The organism is Citrobacter sp. KTE30 (assembly GCF_000398825.1).
In the GTDB taxonomy this organism is placed as follows: domain Bacteria; phylum Pseudomonadota; class Gammaproteobacteria; order Enterobacterales; family Enterobacteriaceae; genus Citrobacter; species Citrobacter freundii.
The window spans coordinates 246,695-266,950 of record NZ_KB976056.1 but is presented as its reverse complement, the minus strand read 5'-3'; the positions used below and the strand labels follow the sequence as shown (position 1 = coordinate 266,950).

18 protein-coding genes are annotated in these 20,256 nt (G+C 53.1%); 5 read left to right on the top strand and 13 right to left on the bottom strand.

Features of this window, described 5'->3' with window-relative positions:
* Positions 1-1,137 (top strand): HlyD family secretion protein, encoded by a 1,137-nt coding sequence (locus WC1_RS02145; protein WP_003024202.1) that lies wholly within the window; start codon positions 1-3, stop codon positions 1,135-1,137.
* A gap of 7 nt (positions 1,138-1,144) precedes the next feature.
* Here the strand turns inward: WC1_RS02145 and WC1_RS02150 are convergent, their stop codons facing one another.
* Positions 1,145-2,107 (bottom strand): LysR family transcriptional regulator, encoded by a 963-nt coding sequence (locus tag WC1_RS02150; RefSeq protein ID WP_003844559.1) that lies wholly within the window; start codon positions 2,105-2,107, stop codon positions 1,145-1,147.
* 121 nt (positions 2,108-2,228) lie between these two features.
* Here WC1_RS02150 and WC1_RS02155 point away from each other — a divergent pair, with 121 nt between their 5' ends.
* Positions 2,229-2,969 carry a MipA/OmpV family protein gene (locus WC1_RS02155; protein WP_003024206.1) on the top strand — a complete coding sequence of 247 codons (741 nt, stop codon included), beginning with the start codon at positions 2,229-2,231 and terminating at the stop codon, positions 2,967-2,969.
* Between the two features lie 99 nt (positions 2,970-3,068).
* Here WC1_RS02155 and WC1_RS02160 read toward each other — a convergent pair whose 3' ends face one another.
* Together WC1_RS02160 and WC1_RS02165 are read right to left on the bottom strand one after the other, a co-directional pair.
* Complete coding sequence (locus WC1_RS02160; RefSeq protein ID WP_016151157.1) at positions 3,069-5,024, bottom strand: glycoside hydrolase family 127 protein; 1,956 nt, start codon at positions 5,022-5,024, stop codon at positions 3,069-3,071.
* Positions 5,025-5,034: 10 nt separating this feature from the next.
* On the bottom strand, positions 5,035-6,435 hold the full coding sequence (locus WC1_RS02165) for an MFS transporter (protein WP_003837680.1): 1,401 nt from the start codon (positions 6,433-6,435) through the stop codon (positions 5,035-5,037).
* A 252-nt stretch (positions 6,436-6,687) separates the two neighbouring features.
* Here WC1_RS02165 and WC1_RS02170 point away from each other — a divergent pair, with 252 nt between their 5' ends.
* Entirely contained in the window at positions 6,688-7,503 is an 816-nt protein-coding gene (locus WC1_RS02170; RefSeq protein ID WP_003844563.1) for a helix-turn-helix domain-containing protein, read from the top strand.
* Between the two features lie 4 nt (positions 7,504-7,507).
* Here WC1_RS02170 and araD read toward each other — a convergent pair whose 3' ends face one another.
* The 8 genes from araD to yiaK all read right to left on the bottom strand — a co-directional run bounded on the left by araD (position 7,508) and on the right by yiaK (position 15,082).
* Entirely contained in the window at positions 7,508-8,203 is a 696-nt protein-coding gene (gene araD / locus WC1_RS02175) for an L-ribulose-5-phosphate 4-epimerase (protein ID WP_003024215.1), read from the bottom strand.
* Complete coding sequence (locus tag WC1_RS02180; RefSeq protein ID WP_003024218.1) at positions 8,197-9,057, bottom strand: L-ribulose-5-phosphate 3-epimerase; 861 nt, start codon at positions 9,055-9,057, stop codon at positions 8,197-8,199. Before WC1_RS02180 ends, araD begins: the two co-directional genes overlap by 7 nt.
* The gene (gene ulaD / locus WC1_RS02185) at positions 9,050-9,712 is read right to left on the bottom strand and encodes a 3-keto-L-gulonate-6-phosphate decarboxylase UlaD (RefSeq protein ID WP_003837682.1); all 663 of its coding nucleotides are present in this window, start codon (positions 9,710-9,712) and stop codon (positions 9,050-9,052) included. Before ulaD ends, WC1_RS02180 begins: the two co-directional genes overlap by 8 nt.
* Positions 9,712-11,214 carry an FGGY-family carbohydrate kinase gene (locus tag WC1_RS02190; protein WP_016151155.1) on the bottom strand — a complete coding sequence of 501 codons (1,503 nt, stop codon included), beginning with the start codon at positions 11,212-11,214 and terminating at the stop codon, positions 9,712-9,714. The genes ulaD and WC1_RS02190 overlap by 1 nt, the downstream gene beginning before the upstream one ends.
* A 97-nt stretch (positions 11,215-11,311) precedes the next feature.
* A complete protein-coding gene (locus tag WC1_RS02195) occupies positions 11,312-12,631 on the bottom strand; it encodes an MFS transporter (RefSeq protein ID WP_003837687.1) in 1,320 nt (439 codons plus the stop codon).
* A 31-nt stretch (positions 12,632-12,662) separates the two neighbouring features.
* A complete protein-coding gene (locus tag WC1_RS02200; RefSeq protein WP_016151154.1) occupies positions 12,663-13,595 on the bottom strand; it encodes a DUF4862 family protein in 933 nt (310 codons plus the stop codon).
* A gap of 12 nt (positions 13,596-13,607) precedes the next feature.
* On the bottom strand, positions 13,608-14,072 hold the full coding sequence (locus WC1_RS02205) for a YhcH/YjgK/YiaL family protein (protein WP_016151153.1): 465 nt from the start codon (positions 14,070-14,072) through the stop codon (positions 13,608-13,610).
* 11 nt (positions 14,073-14,083) lie between these two features.
* Positions 14,084-15,082 (bottom strand): 3-dehydro-L-gulonate 2-dehydrogenase, encoded by a 999-nt coding sequence (gene yiaK, locus WC1_RS02210; protein WP_003024235.1) that lies wholly within the window; start codon positions 15,080-15,082, stop codon positions 14,084-14,086.
* Between the two features lie 217 nt (positions 15,083-15,299).
* Here yiaK and yiaJ point away from each other — a divergent pair, with 217 nt between their 5' ends.
* Entirely contained in the window at positions 15,300-16,115 is an 816-nt protein-coding gene (yiaJ, locus tag WC1_RS02215) for an IclR family transcriptional regulator YiaJ (protein WP_016151152.1), read from the top strand.
* 117 nt (positions 16,116-16,232) lie between these two features.
* Complete coding sequence (locus WC1_RS02220) at positions 16,233-16,706, top strand: 4Fe-4S dicluster domain-containing protein (protein WP_003024240.1); 474 nt, start codon at positions 16,233-16,235, stop codon at positions 16,704-16,706.
* A 34-nt stretch (positions 16,707-16,740) separates the two neighbouring features.
* Here the strand turns inward: WC1_RS02220 and avtA are convergent, their stop codons facing one another.
* Positions 16,741-17,991 (bottom strand): valine--pyruvate transaminase, encoded by a 1,251-nt coding sequence (avtA, locus tag WC1_RS02225; RefSeq protein ID WP_003837697.1) that lies wholly within the window; start codon positions 17,989-17,991, stop codon positions 16,741-16,743.
* 176 nt (positions 17,992-18,167) lie between these two features.
* Complete coding sequence (gene malS / locus WC1_RS02230; RefSeq protein WP_016151151.1) at positions 18,168-20,198, bottom strand: alpha-amylase; 2,031 nt, start codon at positions 20,196-20,198, stop codon at positions 18,168-18,170.
* Positions 20,199-20,256: the final 58 nt, after the last annotated feature.

Sequence of the window (20,256 nt, the reverse complement as noted above, 5' to 3'; positions counted from 1 at the left end):
ATGGATTTACTAATTGTTCTGACCTATGTGGCGTGTGCATGGTCAATTTTTAAAATTTTTAAAATTCCTGTAAATAAATGGACAGTTCCTACCGCAGCATTAGGCGGTATATTCATTGTTTGCGGGCTTATATTACTGATGAATTATAACCATCCGTATACCTTTAAAGCACAAAAGGCGGTAATTTCTATTCCCGTGGTGCCGCAGGTAACGGGTGTAGTGACAGAAGTGACGGATAAGAAGAATACGCTAATCAAAAAAGGCGAGGTTCTGTTTAAGCTTAATCCAGGGCGTTATCAGGCACGGGTCGATCGCCTGAAAGCTGATATTGTCACCGCACAGCATAAAGAGCAGGCTCTGGTTGCGCAGTTAGACGAAATGATAGCCAACACGCAGCGGGCAAAGGCCACGCGTGACAAACTGGCAAAAGATTACCAGCGCTATGCACAGGGTAGTCAGGCGAAGGTGAATCCTTTTTCTGAACGCGATATCGATGCGGCGCGGCAAAACTATCTGGCGCAGGAAGCGTCGGTGAAATCCTCCGTCGCGGAGCAGCAGCAAATCCAGAGTCAGTTAGACAGCCTGATACTGGGCGAGAATTCGCAAATTGCCAGCCTGAAAGCGCAGTTAGCCGAAGCGGAGTTCAACCTGGACCAGACGGTGGTTCGCGCGCCCAGCGATGGCTATGTGACGCAGGTGCTGATGCGCCCGGGAACCTATGCCGCCGCGCTGCCGATGCGTCCGGTGATGGTATTCATCCCGGATCAAAAAAGGCAAATTATCGCCCAGTTCCGTCAGAACTCGCTGCTGCGTCTGGAACCTGGCGATGAAGCGGAAGTGGTATTTAACGCGCTGCCGGGTAAGGTATTCAGCGGTAAACTGGCTGCAATTAGTCCGGCAGTGCCGGGCGGGACATACCAGTCGAATGGAGCGCTGCAATCCTTAAATTCTACGCCCGGTTCGGAAGGGGTGATCGCCACGATTGAGCTGAATGATAATGCGGAGGTTAGCGCGTTACCTGATGGGATCTACGCGCAGGTCGCGGTTTATTCTGACCACTTCGAACATGTGTCCGTCATGCGCAAAGTCTTGTTGCGCATGACCAGTTGGGTGCATTACCTGTATCTCGATCATTAAACTCAGGCTATTTTGCTTGCTCAGTCTGCTGATCCAGCGACTGAGCAAGTTGCCGGCGAATCTCCGCCAACATCTCATCAAGAATAAACTGTACCCGCCATGGCTGATATTCACGTTTGCGGAAAATCGCCACCAGATCCAGCCACCATTCATGCTGTCCGGAGAAACACGGAACCAGCCCGTTAGGCTGACTTTCTTTTTGTACGCTCGCCTTGGGTGCAAAAACAATGCCCAGATGGTTTCGCGCCAACGACAGCGCAGATTGCGTATTGTCGCAAACATAATTACCCGTTACGCGATAGTCATGCATCTCTTTACCTCCGGGGGAGGAGAATCGCCAAATGTTAGCATCATCAATCATCATGGAATCAATCAGAATACAGGAGTGATGCTCAAGTTCTTCAGGAGTGCTGATGGGATGTTGGGCCAGATATTGATTACTGGCGAAAGCGGTAACTACATATTTGGTAATAAAACTGGCGACCAAAGATTCATCTTTTGGATGTGCATAAGTAATTAAAACATCACAGTCATCAGGAAATTCGACTCCTTCATAAAAGGCTTTACGTTCCAGGTTATAGGTTTTTAGCACCAGACTGATATCGCCAATATCCATAATTTTTGCAATAACATGTTGCGATAAGTAAGCGATAATTCCGGTTGGTGCATATACCGTTACTTTTCCACGTTTCTCGTGCTTATAATCAGCAATGAAATTATTTAACTGCTCGTTTCTGTCTAACATGTCATTGATGTAAGGAAGTAACGCTATACCAAACGGCGTGAGGGTCAGTTGCCGGGTGGTGCGGTCAAACACCTTTAATCCAACTTTTGATTCAAAATCAGCAAGATATTTACTGACGTTGGCCTGTGCGATGCCGAGAACAGTCGCGGCATGACTGATATTTTCACTGGCAGCGATTACCGAAATAATCTTCAGCTCCCGGTGTTTAAGTTGTAATTTATTCATCGCCAAGCCCAATATATATAATTTTTTATATATTACTATATAAATATGAACCTTGCATCGATGAAATTGTAAGCATTATTATGCACCAGTTTTGTAGCTTATTTTAAAATGGAATGTTGGCATGTTAATTAAACACAATATTGTGGCGCTGCTCGCCTTTTCTTTTATGGCGAGTGCAACTGCCGCAGAGTTTTCAATTGGCGCTGGTGCTGTATATAATGAATCACCTTATCGCGGGTATAATGATAATGTTCACGCAGTACCGCTAGTCAGTTACGAAAGTGAATCATTTTATTTTAGGCAAACAACGCTAGGTTATATTTTGTCTAAGAGTGAAAGTAATGAATTTAGTATTACTGCCTCTTATATGCCGCTTGAGTTTGATCCCGGCGATAATGACGATCATGCGATGAAAAAGCTGGATAAGCGTGACGCAACTGCAATGGCGGGTGCCGCGTGGTATCACCATGAAAGATGGGGTAGCGTGAAAGTCTCCGCCGCTGCGGATGTGCTGGACAACAGTAATGGCTGGGTAGGGGAAGTTTCACTGTTCCGTCCAATGCCGATGGGCAAGCTGACGCTGACGCCATCGATAGGCGTGCTCTACTATGACGAAAACTTCAATGAATACTACTACGGCATATCGGGTAATGAGTCCCGTCGTAGTGGCTTATCAAGCTATTCCCCAGGCGATAGCTGGACACCGTATGTTGGCCTGTCCGCTAAATACGCATTGACCACTAACCTGACGCTGCTGGCAAGCGCCAATTATAGCGCACTGCCGGATGACATTAAAAATAGCCCGATGGTTGATCGCGATGACAGCTTTACCTTTATGTCCGGTCTGACCTGGCGTTTCTGATTTAAATACGTGCCTGATGGCGCTTCGCTTATCAGGCCTACGTGGATAGGTGTTGTAGGCCGGATAAGACGTGAAGCGTCGCCATCCGGCACGGTTTAATTACTGCTCGTTTATCCAGATACGCATTTCGCCTTCACCACGGTTTGCCCAGCTAAACCACGGAATAAACGTCAATGTATGCGCCTGACGCGAAGTTGGGGAAACATCGTAGTGCCACAACGATTGTTGTGCTGCATCGGCTGCACTTTGCTTCACACCTTCAGCCTGAATTAACATTTTATGGCTGAACAATCCCTTACCTTCGAATACTCTGAACTCACTCTCTTTTGGCAACCACAGATTATGCAATTCCTCGCCGTTGTCGGCCTGCTCCAGGCAATATACCAGTGGCCCACGCTGAATGGCGACCTTACCGGCAACATGACGCACTAATGGATTTCCGTATACCCGACGCACCGGCATTGGCAGGGTCAAACTGAGCGTATCGCCTTCCTGCCAGGTTCGACTGATGTGCAAATAGCCTTTGCGAATATCCTGCTCAACCGGCTGACCATTCAACAAAACCTGCGGCGCGGAGCACCAGTCTGGCAGGCGCAGAGCCAGAGTGTGATAAACCGACCGCGGTGATTCGATGGTGATTTTTACCTGCTCATGCCATGGGTAATCTCCGCTAATACGCAGTTTAAGCGAGCCGTTTACAACAGGGACCTCCATGCTATTGCCCACGTACATATTGATATACAGCGCGTCCTGACGCGGTGTATAGATGTAGTGGCCAATTGAGGTTAGCACGCGGGCGATATTCGGCGGGCAACAGGCGCAGCCAAACCAGCGCTGACGAACGGGTTTCACGTGGTCATAAATATGATTGAATTTTAATGATTTAGGATGTACTTCCAGCGGGTTCACATAGAAGAAGTGCTTGCCATCGAGCGCCATCCCGCCCAATACGGTATTATACAGGGCGCGCTCCATCACGTCGGCATACTGGCTGTCGGCTTCCATTTCCAGCATTCTGCGGGCGAACATCATCAGGCCGATAGAGGCGCAGCTTTCCGCATACACGGAGTCGTTGGGCAGATCGTAATCGCAACTAAACGCCTCGCCGCTGCTTTGTGAACCGATCCCGCCGGTAATGTACAACTGGCGCTGGGCCATGTTTTTCCACAGACGCAGGCAATCCTGACGCTTGCCTTCGTCCTGGCTTAAGCGTGCCAGATGAGCGACGCCGGTCATCAGGTAGACAAAGCGCACCGCATGCCCGATCGCCGTTTGCTGTTCTGAAATGGGCTGATGAGCCTGGCTATAGGGTTTATCCTTCACCATCCATGCCGGACCGTAAGTATGCCAGTAAGAGGTTTGGCCGCGCTTTTCGTACTCTTCGTCATAGAAATGGGGCTGTGCGCCGCGCTGTTCCACAAAGTAATTTACCAGCGCCATATAGCGTGGTTGCTGGGTCACTTCGTATAAGCGCATTAAAGCCAGTTCGATTTCCGGGTGTCCTGGGTAGCCGCGCAGTTGATTCTCCCTGAGTCCAAATACGCTGTCGATGTGATCTGCCAGGCGACACACCACCTCTAACAGACGGCGTTTACCCGTCGCCTGAAAGAACGCGACGCCTGCTTCGATCAAATGACCTGCACAGTACAACTCATGACACTCGGCGAGGTTGGTCCAGCGTTCATCCGGTGCTTTCACTGTGAAGTACGTATTGAGATAGCCGTCTTCACACTGGGCGGCCGCCACCAGTTCAATGACTTCATCGGCCGTTTTTTCAAGTTCCGCATCGGGTTTCTGGCACAGGGACCAGGCAACGGCCTCCAGCCACTTTGCTACGTCGCTATCCTGAAAAACCATGCCGTAAAATTCGCCATCCTGCAGGCCCGCGGCGATACGGAAATTCTCTATCGCATGACTTGGTTCCGCCTCTGCAATGCGGTCATTGAGCGCATCCCATTGATAGGGGATCACCACGTCACGCACCAACTGCTGATATTGTCCGAGGAACGGATCGCTGACGGTGAGCTTATGCAGGTCGACTTCCAGTACGTTCATTTCGTGCTCCTTAAGGCTGTACATGACGCTGACGCAGATCGGTGGCAATGCGCGACATCATCGGATTATTGAGTTTGCAGATGCGGATGGACAGCGCCAACAGCAGGTGGAACAGTGCGGGAAGCAGCGTCTCCATCGCGGTAATTCCTTGCAGCGAGCTGGCGGTTTGGTTACCAGCGCCTGGCTGATAGGCGACAAAAATAAACAGCAGGCTGATGATCCCCGCACTTGAGGCCCAGGCCAGCTTGATGAAAAACAGATTGAAGGCGAAATTCATGCCGGAGGAACGTACGCCGGTTTTCCACTCGCCGTAATCGTCGGCGAAGGCCATCAGTGAGAAGTGCAACGGCAGCGTGAAGCCTAAAATAATGCCGTTACCGAGGATGACTGCCAGCCACAGCGTCTGATAAGCCGGGCCGGTTGGCAGGAACCACATCAGTATCGCCAGAGCCGTCAGCACCAGATTGGTGTAGTAATAGAGTTTGACGGTATCGATGCGGCGGGTCAGGGGGCTGACAATCACTGAACCGATGATGGACGCGAAAGTGACCATGGTGAAAAACAGCGACGTATAGGCGGTGCTGCCTTCCAGCACGTAGGTAATAAAATACATGTACCCGCCGCCGCGAATATTAAAGACGTTGATCAGCAGGAAAGACATTACCAGCATCAACAATAGCTGATCGTTTTTGCGCAGCCCTCCAATGTGTTCACGCAGGGTAAATTTCCCCATCATCGCCAGCGGTACACGCTCGCGAACCCAGAAGAAACAGCACAGGAACATCACCACCGCGATGGCACACAGGATGCCCACGCCAAACTGATAACCCTGTGCGGCATTGCCCTGACCCAGAATATCCACCATCCACGGCAGACCAACGGAAACCAGGAATCCCGCCACGCCGCACAGCACAAAGCGCCAGGACTGACAGGCGATCACCTCGTTATGGCGGGTCGTCATGGTGTTGATCAGCGCACAATACGGTACGTTGATGGCGGTATAGCCGACAGAGAGCAGGAGATAGGTGCCGAATGCCCAGGCGATCTTGACCCCCATGCTGGCGTCCGGGACGGTAAAAGTGAGCACGCCAATAATACCGATCGGAATCGCAACCCACAGTTGCCACGGGCGAAAGCGCCCCCAGCGGCTTTGCGTACGGTCGGCTAGCACACCCATGATGGGGTCGGAAATGGCGTCAAATACACGCAGGGCAATAAATAATGTGCCGACCAGCGCAGGCGTTAACCCGAAGACATCGGTGTAGAAAAATGTCAGGAAGTTCATGATCAGGCAGGTAATTACTGTCCCGCCAGCATCGCCTAGTCCATAACCAATTTTTTCACGCAGGGATAATTTGTCGTCCTGGGCACGCTGTGCCAAATCAGATGTTGTAATCGGAGCCGAAGTCATAAATAACTCCCGGAGAGGATGTTCAGAAAGTATCCCGCTACGTTGCGGGTTATTTGTTTGTAATTTGCAAAATACGTTATTTATTCTGCACGAAATGTTTGGGTCAACAAGGGAAGAGAAAAATATAAAAAGATGACAATTCCGACTTCATTATAAAAATGTGATTTCGATCCGGCGGAAAGCAGGTTTATCGTGAATAATCAATGATAAAGATCGGTTTAAATAATGTAGAAAGCGGGAATTTGAATATATATGCTCGAATTATCCATGTCTCTTCCGATTAAAGTGCAAAATGGTGGGCTATTTATTTCCCGGGGCGTGGGCAGTCATCCTGCGCGACGATTGCAATCCTGGGAAATTATCTTTGTTGAAAAAGGGACATTAACGATTCGCGAAGGCCAGACAGTTTTTTGCGTGAATGCCGGAGAAAGTTTGCTGCTGTGGCCGCAGCGCTTGCATATTGGCGTTGGGCAATTTCCGGCTGATTTGAAATTTTACTGGCTGCATTTTGAGGTGACGGCAGAAAACGACGCATCAATAACGGAACCGTTACTTGCTATCCCTCAACATACCCGGGTGGGCGAGCCCCAATATATTATTTCGCTGTTTCGCCAGTTCTTACGCGAGCAGGAAAATATTCATCGCAGCATGGCGCTGGAACTGATCCTGCTGCTGATTTTGCAGCAAATATCCGCAGCCGCCAGCGAGCAACCTGTCGACAGCCCCGGGAATGCGTTGGCCTGGAAAGCGCAGCAAATCATTCACACCCGGTTCCACCTGCCGATTTCCGCCTCAACGTTGGCGAAAGAGCTGCATTGCAATGCGGATTATCTGGGGCGCGTTTTCCGTGGCGCTTTCCGGCTGACGCTAACCGAAGCGTTGCACCGTCAGCGGGTAAGGGCGGCAGAAAAACTGTTAATCAGCGATTCGCTGTCGCTAACCGAGGTGGCGATGAAATGTGGATTTAATGATGTGGGTTATTTTCGCAAAATATTCCACAAGCACACCAGCCTGACGCCCGCGGCGTGGAAACGGCGCTATTGCAAAGAACATATCAATAGCGCCTGACCCGTTATTGTCCGTAATACGCATTCGCCCCGTGTTTGCGCAGATAATGTTTATCCAGCAACTCAGACTGCATATCCGGCAACTGCGGGGCTAACTGGCGAGAGAACAACCCCATGTAGGCGCACTCTTCGAGCACCACAGCGTTATGCACCGCGTCTGCGGCGTCTTTACCCCAGGCGAACGGTCCGTGGGAGTGCACCAATACCGCCGGAACCTGCAGTGGATTGAGATCGCGCTGCTCGAAGGTCTGAATGATCACCTCTCCGGTTTGATATTCATATTCGCCGTTGATCTCTTCAGCGGTCATTAGACGCGTACACGGAATAGAACCATAGAAATAATCGGCATGCGTGGTGCCCCATGCAGGGAGATCCAGACCCGCCTGCGACCAGATTGTCGCGTGGCGAGAATGGGTATGGACGATCCCGCCGATCTGTGGATAACGACGATACAGCGCCAGATGGGTTGGCGTGTCGGACGACGGTTTTTTGTTGCCTTCCACTACGTTGCCGCTGGCAATATCCACTACCACCATGTCGTCGGCGGTCATCACCTCATATTCCACGCCGGATGGCTTAATCACCATCAGTTTACGTGTTTCATCCACTGCGCTGACGTTGCCCCAGGTAAAGGTGACTAAGCCATGAGCCGGGAGCGCCAGGTTTGCCGCCAGCACCTCGGCTTTCAGTTGTTCTAACATGGAAATCCTCCTTCCTGCATGCGTGCTTCTATCCAGCGCCGTGCCTGGATAATTTCCAGTACCGGCTCCTTCGCTTTTTCAGTCCACATTTCAATCAGAAACGACCCGCGATAGTTCAGCTGATGCAGCGTTTTGAAGATGCCAACAAAGTCCACGCACCCTTCGCCAAACGGCACATCGCGAAACTGGCCCGGATGAGTTTCGGTTACCGGCAGCGTGTCTTTCAGATGGATAGCAGCGATGCGGTCAATGCCCAGCGTCAATTCGGCAGTGACGTCATTCCCCCAGGCGCTGAGGTTGCCCACGTCCGGATAAACGGTGAACCACGGCGATGACAGCATTTCATCCCACTTTTTCCACTTGCTGATCGAGTTCATAAACGCGGTATCCATGATTTCTACCGCCAGCATCACCTGCGCGGCAGCGGCTTGCTCGACTGCCCATGCCAGCCCTTCGGCAAAGCGCTGCTGCGTTCCTGCGTCATGTTCTTCGTAATAGACGTCGTAACCAGCCAGTTGAATAGTGCGGATACCCAGATCGCGCGCCAGACGAATGGCTTTGCTCATTATTTCTCGCGCCCGCTCACGCACGGCTTCATCGCGGCTGCCAAAGGGAAAACGACGGTGGGCGGACAAGCACATTGATGGGATCGCCACGCCGGTTTCCAGCATCGCGCTCACCAGCGATGCGCGCTGAGCCGGACTCCAGTCGAGACGCGACAGACGTTCATCGGTTTCATCCACCGACATCTCGACGAAATCAAAACCGCAGCTTTTTGCCAGCACCAGCCGTTCCGGCCAGGAGAGGTCTTTCGCCAGCGCTTTTTCATAGATACCTAATGGATGATTACGCATGCTGTGTTCCCCAGATGGCGTCGATTTGCGCATGGAATTCGCCAGCAACCTGCGCTGGGTTTTGCGCTCCCGCCAGCGCGCGCCCGGCAATAAAAGCTTTGACGTTAATATCGCGAAACAACGACAGATCGGCGGGCGTGATCCCACCGGTAATCGACAGTTCCAGACCAATATCAGAAAGCGCCTTCATGCGCGCCAGGTCTGCTTCTCCCCACTGTTGTCCGCTGGCCTGAGCATCGCGGCCACGATGGTAAATCGCCTGACGAACGCCAACGCGATACCAGTCGCGGGCATCATCCAGCGTCCAGTTGCCGAACAGCTCCATCTGAATTTCGCCGCCGCAGGACTGCGCGATGCCATGACCTTTCTCTACCGTCGCCAGCGGCGCAGCACAGATAATGGTCATCCAGTTTGCACCTGCTCCAAAGGCTTGCTGCGCGAGGGTTTCGCCCGCATCGGCCACTTTCCAGTCGGCGACGATGATTTTATTCGGGCACTGGGCACGCAGTGCTTTCACGGCGCTCAGCCCTTCGGTTAAGCAGAGAATCGTCCCCGCTTCAACGATATCGACGTTCTCTTGTAGCAGCGCGACGTCGCGTTGTGCGGCTTCAAGGCTGGTGTGGTCGAGCGCCAGTTGCAGTAATGGTCGACTCATCATTCGTGCTCCTTAATGCGGGCGTGGTAGCCCTGTAGTGCGGTAATTAAATCCAGGTATTGGCGGTATTTACGCTGGTAGCTCGACTGCGCGGCGGCGTCCGGCAATAGCGTGCGCACCGGGTGCTGTAGGCTGCGCTGGGCGTCGCTGAAGTTGGAATAAACGCCGGTGCCGACGCGGGCGGCGAGCGCAGCGCCAAAGCAACCGGTCTCTTCAATCTGCGGCAATTCGATACGTAAACCGCTGACGTCTGCCAGCATTTGCATCCAGATGTCGGAGTGCGCCGGACCGCCGGTGACGCGCAGGGTATGCGCCTTCGTAAAACGTTCGCGCATGCGGTTGAGGTGGGTCATGTGGCTAAAAACCACGCCTTCGTAGATGGCCTGTAATAAGTGGGCGCGAGTGTGTATTGCCTGCATGCCATAAAAGCCGCTGGTCATCTCCAGCCCGGCGTTGCTGCCGTACAAAAAGGGCAGGAAGAAAAGCTCGCTACCGGCTTTCGGTAAGCTGGCGACGGCCTGATTGATCTCAGCAAAAGAGAGTTCGCCCCACTGGGCGGTAAACCATTCCAGATTGCCGGAAGAGGTCGGGCTGGCTTCGTGAACGATGTACTGCCCGTCGTTGACATAGCGCCCATAAACATAGGGATGGGCCTCGTGGTTGCGCAGACCGTGAGCGATCCCGCTGGTGACGGCCCAGGTACCCATCACCGCGTTGAGGGTGTATTCATCTTCGATACCGGCGCAGAGTGCGGTGGAAACCACATCAAACAGTCCGCCGACGACGGGCGTGCCCGCCGCCAGACCGGTTATGGCGGCTGTCTGAGCGGTGATTTCCCCGCATATTTCTGCTGAACCGACAATCGGTGGTAGCGCATTGTCGATCTCACTGATGCCCAGCCACTGGGTCAGGCGCGAGTCGTACTGACCCGAAGTCATGTTGTAGAGGTTCGACTCGGAGATATTGCTCTCTTCACAGCCTTTGACGCCGGTTAAGCACCAGCGCAGATAGTCATGGCCCATCATGACGCAGCCAATTTGCGCGTAACGGTGAGGTTGATTCTCTTTCACCCAGCGCAGCAATGATGCCGGATGCCCGGTCCACAATGTCTGGCGGGTGACCGGGTAGAGCTGCTCAGGGATCCCATCCTGCTGCCAGCGCTGAACGATATCCATCGCCCGGCGGTCGGAAGAGAGGATGGCATTGCCCAGCGGTTTATCCTGCTTATCGAGAAGGAACAGGCCTTTGCCCTGAGCGGAAATACCGACGCCTTTGATTTGATCGCCGCAGACGCCGGTGCGCGCTAACAGCCCGGCGATCGTGGCTACACACTGTTGCCACAACTGGTGCATATCGCGTTCGGCGTAACCGGGCAATGGCGATGCGGTCTGCAACGATTGCCGGTTAATGCCATGTTCATGACCTTTGGCGTCATACAACCCAGCTTTCAGATACGTACCGCCACAATCAATACCCAGCCAGAAGGTCTCTTTCTCACTCATCTTGTTATCTCATTTTTGCCGGATGGCGCTGCGCTTATCCGGCCTGGGACGGTTGCTACCTGTAGGCCCGGTAAGCGCAGCGCCACCGGGCATTGTTTTACGCTGTACGTTTATGTGGATTCAGTGTCTTTAGCGGAGCGGCACCGGCGTCGCATTTGGCTGGCAGCAGCAGCGCCATCAGCGCGGCCAGAGCCAGTGAGATAGCCAGGCAGTAAACCCCCGCATCTTTGCTATACAGGGTGATGAGTACGCCGACCGCATAAGGACCGCAGAAGCCGCCGAGGTTGCCCAGCGCGTTGATGACTCCACGCGCGCCACCGGCCATTTCCGCACTGAACAAACGCGCCGGAATGGTCCAGAACACGCCCGCTGCCGATTGCAGGAAGAAGCCGCAGCCGACCAGCGCGGCATAAGCCAGCCAGACGTTATTTTTCAGCGCCACGGAAAGGAACATGCACAGGGCAAAGCCAATCAACGGCAGGCAGACGAACAGCTTGCGTTTACCGGTGCGGTCAGAGAGAGAAGAGAACAGGAACATCCCGGCAATGGCCCCGACGTACGGCAGAATGGCGAGCATACCGACCTGTCCCATGCTGCTGTGCGTCAACTCTTTGAGGATGGTCGGCAGCCACAGGGTGTAACCGTAAATCCCGGTCTGATAGAAGAAGTTCAGCGCGATGAGCTGCCACATGGTTTTATCGGAAAGCACCGCGCCCAGAGAGGCATTTTTGACTTCCGTTCCGGCAATGGCTTTTTGCTCGGCGGCCAGCGTTTCGACCAGGTAATTTTTCTCGGCCTCAGAGATCCAGCGCGCCTCCTGCGGACGGTCGTAAACGGTATAGGCCCACAACACCAGTACAACGACGGAAAGCAAACCTTCAATGATGAACAGCCAGCGCCAGTCGAGAACGGTGATAATCCAGCCCGAGAGCGGGGCGGTAATGATCCCGGCAATCGGCACAAACATAATCACAATCGCATTGGCGCGACCACGCTCGGCGTCGGGGAACCAGTTACTGATCATCGTCAGCACCACCGGCAGCATGCCGCCTTCGGCAACGCCGAGTAAAAAGCGCAGAACCAGCAGTTGGTACTGATTAGTGATTAACCCCGTGAGGACGGAAATAACCGCCCAGGCAACCAGCGACCAGCCGATAAATTTCTTGCCGCTGCCGTGAACGGCAATTTTTCCGCCGGGAACCTGTAAAAACAGATAACCGATAAAGAAAATACCGCCAGCCAGTCCTGCCATGGTGGCGGAAATACCTAATTCCTCATCCATTCCGCCCGGCATCGCGAAAGCGATATTGACGCGGTCCATATAAGAAATAATACAGGCGATGAGAATAGGTGGAATAATCCGCAGCCAGCGCTGACGGGGTATATCTTTGAGTGTAGGGCGAGAGGTCATGTTCATATTAATATTCTCGTAGAGTAGTATTTTATTTTTATAGTTTTGCTTTATTTAATGCGGCGATACCGTCGCGCAATATTGCTACGCGATGGTTCACATCTGCATTGGCATTTATTTCCAGCAATTTAATACCGGCAAATTGCAATGGTTCGGCTTCTGCGCAGGCGAATAGTTCGCGGGCATAGTCGGTGGTCATCAGGCTTTGTGGGCAGAATGGGGCAAACGGCGCGTGTAAGTCCTGCCATTCGCCGTATTCCCCCGCAAGCGTGGTACCGGAGAACATCAGCGCGCCCAGTTTTCCAGCCCGTTTGGCCTGCTGCGTGTGGGCCAGCGCCAGGGCGGGGTTCTGCCCTTCAATGGTCGATCGCGCCCAGTTAATGCACAGGCTGATGTCATACCCGGCAATGACCTCCAGCACGTTGTCCAACGGCAGAAAGCCTTTGCGCGGCGCAATGCCGGTCATGGCGTCGCAATGTTCCAGCACCAGATCGCAGGACCAGTCCCAGGAGGTAATCTCTTTCAGCGAACGGGCAAACGCGTCGGTGGCCTGTGCAACATTTGGGTTGCTGGCATTGGGGGCGGCATGCAGTTCCAGCGCAATCACTTTTCCGGCGTGTGCCGTATTGATATGGTTGATTTTCTGCTGCAGATGACGGTAATACGCCACGCAGGCTTTACGCTGTTCTTCGTCGCTGGAGGCCAGCCCAAAAGCGCTGTTTGCGGCGCGACGGCGCATGGTTTCCATAATGGCGGTGACCACGATTTGCCAGTCGCCCGGCGTATGACGTAATAACCATTCGTCGCCTAACGGGTGAAGATGTTCAAGGCAGGGCTGCTCCAGACCGCGAATATCCGGAGTATCGGCGAGCTGTCGCCAGAATTCCTTCTCTTCCTCTTCACTCTTTTGGTGAAATGAGGGTGCACAGGGGTACGCACCGATAATATAACCGGCATTATTAACGCTCATGTTGTGCTCCTTTTATAAAACTGAAATAGCAACCTTCACAACTATTTTGCGGATCGCCGTGGCGACAGTTTTATGACATGCAGGACGGTGAACATCCTGCGGGAAAAATATGGCGTAGCTTCCCGGAATCATTTCAATGAAAGATTCATGTTCGCTGGCGTGATAAAAAATAATATCGCGCTGTTCTAATAACGATTCGCTGATTTGGTTATTCCCGGTATCAATCGCGATCCCGATTTTCTCTTCGCCCCAGGCCAGAAATTGAATATCCAGGTAGCGGCGATGCACCTCCGGGCGATTTTCGGCAACGTCACGCGTGGTTAAATCGATAACCTGCGCGAAGATATTTTTACCGTCGATTTCTACCACGCCCGGTTCCAGATTGCGGAAGTCTGTGCTGCGCAGAAAGTCGAGCGCCCTTTCAATCGCCGCGGGTAATCGACATGGGTTAGGCTGAGCGATATGTCCGAAGATCATGGTGTTGCTCCTTACAGGGCCTGAATTTTTGCCCAGACGCTGTCGTCAACGGTGATACCGTTGCGGCGGTTTTCTTCCAGCAGCTTTGTAAACTCGTGGCCCGGCAGGCGGACAGGTGTGTTTTCATCGGCGCGTTCGGCGGAGGTGATGAAATCCATAATCCGCTGTAGCTTGGCATCACGGGTGGCGCCATCGATCAGCTTGTCTACTTCAATGGCGATGAAAATCTGTGAAACGCCATATTCATCGCTGTTGTCCTGGGTGACCTCGGCCACGGAAGAACCGTCTGAAAGCAGGGTGGCGATCATATCCAGCACAATCGACAGACCTGAACCTTTCCAGTAACCCATTGGTAAAATGCGGCGGTTTTTTTCGATAACGCCCGGCTCTTTAGTGAGATTGCCTTCATCATCAAAGCCACCATCTACCGGCAGTTCGCGACCGGCCAGGCGATTCACTTCCAGCATGCCGTAGGAGAACATCGACATCGACATATCAACCATGGTGATTGGCGATGAGGGGATCGCGACGATCAACGGGTTAGTACCAATGCGGCACTCTTTCGAACCCCACGGCGGCATGACGGCAATCGAGTTAGTCCAGCAGATACCGATGTAACCTTTCTCCGCCGCCTGCCAGCCATAGCTGCCGCCGCGCATCCAGTGGTTGGCGTTACGCAGTGCGACCAGGCCAATACCGTGATCGGAGGCCAGCTCAATGGCTCTGTCCATCATCTTTTTCGCCGTCAGATTTCCGATCGAACGCTGGGCATCCCATTGTTCAATCGCTCCCAGGCTAGTAATGCGTTGCGGTTTGGCCTCAGGAATGATGTCGCCGTTATCTAATTGCTGAATAAAACGAGGAAAACGATTCACGCCGTGCGAATACACGCCGGACTCGGTGGTGCGCGCAAACATTTCGGCACAGGCATCGGCGGTTTCAACGGCGATACCGCGTGCCAGCAGTACCCGATTGAACGCATCTTTCAACTGCTCAAAAGTGACTTTCATTCCTGTTTCCTTGTTTAAATTTGATCGCTTTTTTATCTCTAAATTTCACTATGCGAAATCTGATTTCAAATATAGCGATCAAATTTTGACAGATCAACGGGGTGGTCTATTTTTTAAAATCATCAAAATCAAATAGTTGTGTTTTTTCGGTTCAGATCGTGAACTGAAACACACTTTGCGCTACCATCAGAGCGCGACGAAAAGGGGAGCGGAAGCGATGGGCACAAAAGAGAGTGAAATGACGCAAGACAAAGAGAGGCCGGCCGGAAGTCAGAGCCTGTTCCGTGGTTTGATGTTGATTGAGATTCTGAGTAACTATCCGAATGGGTGCCCGTTGGCGCATTTGTCTGAACTGGCAGGGCTGAACAAAAGTACTGTGCATCGACTGCTGCAAGGGCTGCAATCCTGTGGGTATGTCACCCCCGCGCCAGCGGCAGGGAGTTATCGCCTGACCACCAAATTTATTGCCGTGGGTCAGAAGGCGTTGTCGTCACTGAACATCATCCATGTTGCTGCGCCGCACCTCGAAGCGCTGAATATCGCCACCGGTGAAACCATCAACTTCTCAAGCCGTGAAGATGACCATGCGATTTTGATTTATAAGCTGGAGCCGACGACGGGCATGCTGCGTACCCGCGCTTATATTGGTCAGCATATGCCGCTGTATTGCTCGGCGATGGGTAAAATTTATATGGCGTTTGGTCATCCGGACTATGTGGAATCTTACTGGCAGAGCCATCAGGATCTTATTCAGCCGCTGACCCGCAATACGATTACCGGTTTACCGGCGATGTACGACGAATTGGCGCAGATCCGCGAAAGCAGCATGGCAATGGATCGGGAAGAGAACGAGCTGGGCGTTTCCTGCATTGCCGTACCGGTGTTTGATATTCATAGGCGGGTGCCGTACTCGGTATCGATTTCACTCTCTACCTCGCGACTGAAGCAGGTCGGAGAAAAGAATTTACTCAAGCCGCTACGGGAAACCGCGCAGGCTATTTCCAATGAGCTGGGCTTTAGCGTTCGCGATTAGGCAAAACGCCATTGTCGTTCAGGCATCTGACAAAATTTAACCGTTTCCCCTGTCCGATCAAAGCGACAGGGGCAACCTCTCTGGCACTCTGTGGTTTTTACGCAGAGGGAGGGGGCAATGAACGCGTTTATTATGGCGGATGCGGCAAAATGTATTGGGTGTCGTACCTGCGAAGTTGCCTGCGTCGTCGCGCACCAGCAAAACCAGGACTGTGCGTCGGTCTCTTCTTCTGCGTTTATACCGCGGATTCGGGTAATCAAAGATGACACCTTTACAACGGCGGTCGCCTGCCATCAATGCGAAGACGCTCCCTGTGCGAATGTTTGCCCAACGCACGCCATTCGTCGTGAACATGGGCATATCTTCGTTGAACAGACACGTTGTATTGGTTGTAAAAGCTGTATGCTGGCCTGCCCGTTTGGGGCAATGAATGTCGTTGCCCGTTCGTCGCGGGTGCAGGCGATAAAATGCGATTTGTGCTGGCATCGTGAGACGGGGCCAGCGTGTGTAGAAGCCTGCCCGACCAGCGCGTTGCAGTGTATTGATGCCGTCAGTATTCAGCGACAGCGTCTGCGTTCACAACCGCTGTGAAGTGAGCCCGACCCGCACTTGGGTCGGGTTTGCGTTAGCCTTCCAGCCAGGCGCGTTCGATCTCTTCAGCCAGAATCTTCACGCCAGCTTCGATTTTCTCTGGTTCTGGCACGTAGTTCATCCGCATGCACTGATGGGTATGTGGCCACGGTTTATCCAGCCCCGGGAAGAAGTAGTCGCCGGGAACCATCAGTACGCCGCGCGCTTTCAGACGCTGATACAACAGTTCGGTGGTGATCGGTAAATCTTTGAACCATAACCACAGGAAAATCGCGCCTTCAGGTTTATGGATAAGGCAGCGATCTTCTGATAAGTAGCGGCGAATAATCGCAATCGTCTCCTGAACGCGCTGATAGTAAAACGGTTTAATTACCGTTTCGGACAGGCGCAGTAGATCGTTACGTTTAATCATCTCGCACATCATCGCCGGTCCCATCCCGCCAGGAGCAAGACTGATGATGCCGTTCATATTGGTAATCGCAGTGATGATTTTTTCATTGGCGATAATGATGCCGCAGCGGGAACCTGGCAGACCCAGCTTGGAAAGGCTCATGCACAGCACAATGTTGGGGTTCCACAGCGGACGCGCTTCGCTAAAGATGATGCCAGGGAATGGTACGCCATAGGCGTTATCAATCACCAGCGGGATCCCATGCTGGTTGGCCAGCCGGTCCAGCTTCATCAGCTCGTCGTCTGTGATCACGTTGCCTGTCGGGTTAGTGGGGCGTGACACGCAGATCATCCCCGTCTCTTCACCGATGTGCAGGTGTTCAAAATCAACGTGATACTTAAACTGGCCTTCCGGTAACAGTTCGATGTTCGGACGTGCGGAGACGAAAAGATCTTCTTCTAGCCCGGAATCGGCATAGCCAATGTATTCCGGGGCTAATGGGAATAACACTTTTTGCGTTGTTCCGTCAGCGCGGCGTCCGGCGAACAGATTGAATAAGTAGAAAAACGCGCTCTGACTGCCATTTGTCAGTGCAATATTTTGTGGCTCGATATCCCATCCCTGCTTCTCACGTAGCAGTTTCGCCAACTCAGACAGGAGCTCGGTTTTCCCTTGCGGACCGTCATAATTGCAAAGCGCATCAGTGGCTTTGCCGTTTGCCAGCATATCTGTCAGCAGAGACTGGAAGTAATTTTGCATCTCTGGAATTTGCGCCGGATTACCACCGCCGAGCATGATGGCGCCTGGGGTGCGTAAACCGTCGTTGAGGTCCTCCATCAGGCGGGTGATGCCTGAATGGCGGGTAAATTTGTCGCCAAAAAGTGAGAATGTCATAGCAGGGGGTCTGTCGAACCGAGTAGTAAAGTGGCTAACCATAGCGCTACCCATGGCAGGGTGCAAATCAGGGGAAGCGGACCGGATTGATGTTTTGTGCTGCAGATGTTTGCCTGGCTGGTTTTTTATTTTGTGTTGGGCTTCCCGCCGTATGCACAGCGGGAAGCCTGTTGGGATCAGGGCTGGCCGGCCCACACCACCATCACCTTATCGTCGCCATGCTCGCGGATAAATCCGTATCCCTGCTTCAATGTCAGCGCAGTCTGTTTACCGGCGCCGATGGCGGGATGTCTGGCTCGGAACTGACTGATGCGCTGCCAGTGTGCGACGCTGGCGGCAGATTTCCCGCTCACATCCTGCCAGTTCATTTCTGAGCGCGTGCCCTGCAATGGGTCTGAACCTGTTGGTCCAAAGGGTCTGGCCGACTCGTCGCCGTAAAAGAGTTGTACCGCGCCAGGCGCCAGCAGCAATAGCTCGGCGGCTTTGTCTCCACCTTCGCGAAACAGACGCGTATCGTGCGAGGAGAGATAGCTCATGACGTTGAAATCCTGCAGTTTTTCAGCCATTTGTTGCCAGGTGACATCCATATTTGCCAGACAATCGACGGCCTTTGCCGCCTGCTCCTGGTAGTCGAAATTGATCATCGCATCAAAGCCGTGACGGTAATAGTCGCTTTGCATTACGCCGTGACCCCAGGCCTCGCCGGTCATCCAGAAAGGTTTATCATCCAGCGCTTTATCCGGGTTGGCTTTCTTCCATTCAGCCAGCGCTGCGCTGGCCTGTGTTTTTAATTGCTGCCAGGCGGGAAGCTCGACGTGTTTGGCGGTATCAACCCGAAAGCCGTCAATCCCGTAATCACGCACCCACTGGCTGAGCCAGTGCGTCAGATAATCGCGGGGCGTGTAACCGGCAATAGCTTTAGCGTGCGTATCTGGTTTGTGCTGATAAAAGTTTGGCAGCCCGGAAGGCGTGGTGGATTCGGTTTTCAGATCGGGCAGGAAGGCCAGTGACATGGTCAGGTCGTCAAAGCCAGGATTGTCGTAATCGCCAATATCGGTACGGATCCAGTTTTTCCCCCACCATTTTTCCCAACCTGCTTTATCGCTGAAGTTGATGTAATCATTAAAGCTGTGCCAGCTTTGCCCGGCGGCTGGCTTCCAGTCCGTCCAGCGTTCACCGAGCGTGTTTTTCAGTTCATCGCCCGACAAGTACAGCGCTCCAAACTGATACTCCTGCATATCCGCCAGCGTGGCGTAGCCGGTATGATTCATGACGACATCGAACAGGATACGAATGCCGCGCTGGTGCGCACCCTCAACCAGGGCACGCAGGTCAGCTTCATCACCCATATTCGCATCGAGCGTGGTCCAGTCCTGAGTGTAATAGCCGTGATAAGCGTAGTGGGGGAAATCGCCTTTGGTGCCGCCGCCGACCCAACCGTGAATTTGCTCAAACGGTGCGCTGATCCACAAGGCGTTGACGCCCAACTGTTGCAGGTAGTCGAGTTTACTGGTGAGTCCGCGCAAATCGCCACCGTGGAAAGTGCCAATTTCCTGCATGCCGTCGTTGCGACGTCCGTAGCTGTGGTCGTTGCCTGGGTCACCATTTACAAAGCGATCCGTCAGAACGAAATACACCGTAGCGTTATGCCAGTCGAAAGTAGCCGGGGCATCGGTTTCTGCCCGTTCCAGCAGCAACAGCCCGTTACTGGCTGCGGCAGGCTGTAGAGTAATCGACCCATTCTTTACGGTTGCCGTTTGTTTGCTGTAGTAATCGCGCACCACGGCACCTTCCGGAAAGGTCTGGCTCACATCCAGTGTTAACGGCGAACCATCCCATTTCGGGCACTGGCGAATCTGGGTCGTGACAGGGTCTGCGGCGCTTTTTACCGAAAGCATCAACGTTGGCGTTCCGGAGCGGGTATCGACTTCCAGCGTGTAATCGCCGTCTTTGAATAAACGCCACTGCGGCGGCGCGCCTTCACACGGTTTTAGCGATAGCATCTGGTTGAGTTTTATCGCATCAGCAGGCTGCCAGCACTGTTGGTCAAAATTCAGGATTAAAGGACGAGTACCCTTCGTCAACGCTGCATGGCTGACGAATTTACCCGTACCTTCCGCTTCGAAGTTGGGGAGTCCCTGAGAAGTCCATGATGAGGCGATGGCAATGCCGGGCATGAGCGCCAGCGCAACGGCGGCAAGTTTCATAATGCTGTCCTTGGTGCTGCTGTTTTCGCCAGTTTGCCAGTGAAATCAGGCTGGAAAC

Coding starts and splice junctions, on each gene's coding strand:
- WC1_RS02145 (WP_003024202.1), top strand. CDS start 1: ATGGATTTACTAATTGTTCTGACCTATGTGGCGTGTGCATGGTCAATT.
- WC1_RS02150 (WP_003844559.1), bottom strand. CDS start 2,107: ATGAATAAATTACAACTTAAACACCGGGAGCTGAAGATTATTTCGGTA.
- WC1_RS02155 (WP_003024206.1), top strand. CDS start 2,229: ATGTTAATTAAACACAATATTGTGGCGCTGCTCGCCTTTTCTTTTATG.
- WC1_RS02160 (WP_016151157.1), bottom strand. CDS start 5,024: ATGAACGTACTGGAAGTCGACCTGCATAAGCTCACCGTCAGCGATCCG.
- WC1_RS02165 (WP_003837680.1), bottom strand. CDS start 6,435: ATGACTTCGGCTCCGATTACAACATCTGATTTGGCACAGCGTGCCCAG.
- WC1_RS02170 (WP_003844563.1), top strand. CDS start 6,688: ATGCTCGAATTATCCATGTCTCTTCCGATTAAAGTGCAAAATGGTGGG.
- araD (WP_003024215.1), bottom strand. CDS start 8,203: ATGTTAGAACAACTGAAAGCCGAGGTGCTGGCGGCAAACCTGGCGCTC.
- WC1_RS02180 (WP_003024218.1), bottom strand. CDS start 9,057: ATGCGTAATCATCCATTAGGTATCTATGAAAAAGCGCTGGCGAAAGAC.
- ulaD (WP_003837682.1), bottom strand. CDS start 9,712: ATGAGTCGACCATTACTGCAACTGGCGCTCGACCACACCAGCCTTGAA.
- WC1_RS02190 (WP_016151155.1), bottom strand. CDS start 11,214: ATGAGTGAGAAAGAGACCTTCTGGCTGGGTATTGATTGTGGCGGTACG.
- WC1_RS02195 (WP_003837687.1), bottom strand. CDS start 12,631: ATGAACATGACCTCTCGCCCTACACTCAAAGATATACCCCGTCAGCGC.
- WC1_RS02200 (WP_016151154.1), bottom strand. CDS start 13,595: ATGAGCGTTAATAATGCCGGTTATATTATCGGTGCGTACCCCTGTGCA.
- WC1_RS02205 (WP_016151153.1), bottom strand. CDS start 14,072: ATGATCTTCGGACATATCGCTCAGCCTAACCCATGTCGATTACCCGCG.
- yiaK (WP_003024235.1), bottom strand. CDS start 15,082: ATGAAAGTCACTTTTGAGCAGTTGAAAGATGCGTTCAATCGGGTACTG.
- yiaJ (WP_016151152.1), top strand. CDS start 15,300: ATGGGCACAAAAGAGAGTGAAATGACGCAAGACAAAGAGAGGCCGGCC.
- WC1_RS02220 (WP_003024240.1), top strand. CDS start 16,233: ATGAACGCGTTTATTATGGCGGATGCGGCAAAATGTATTGGGTGTCGT.
- avtA (WP_003837697.1), bottom strand. CDS start 17,991: ATGACATTCTCACTTTTTGGCGACAAATTTACCCGCCATTCAGGCATC.
- malS (WP_016151151.1), bottom strand. CDS start 20,198: ATGAAACTTGCCGCCGTTGCGCTGGCGCTCATGCCCGGCATTGCCATC.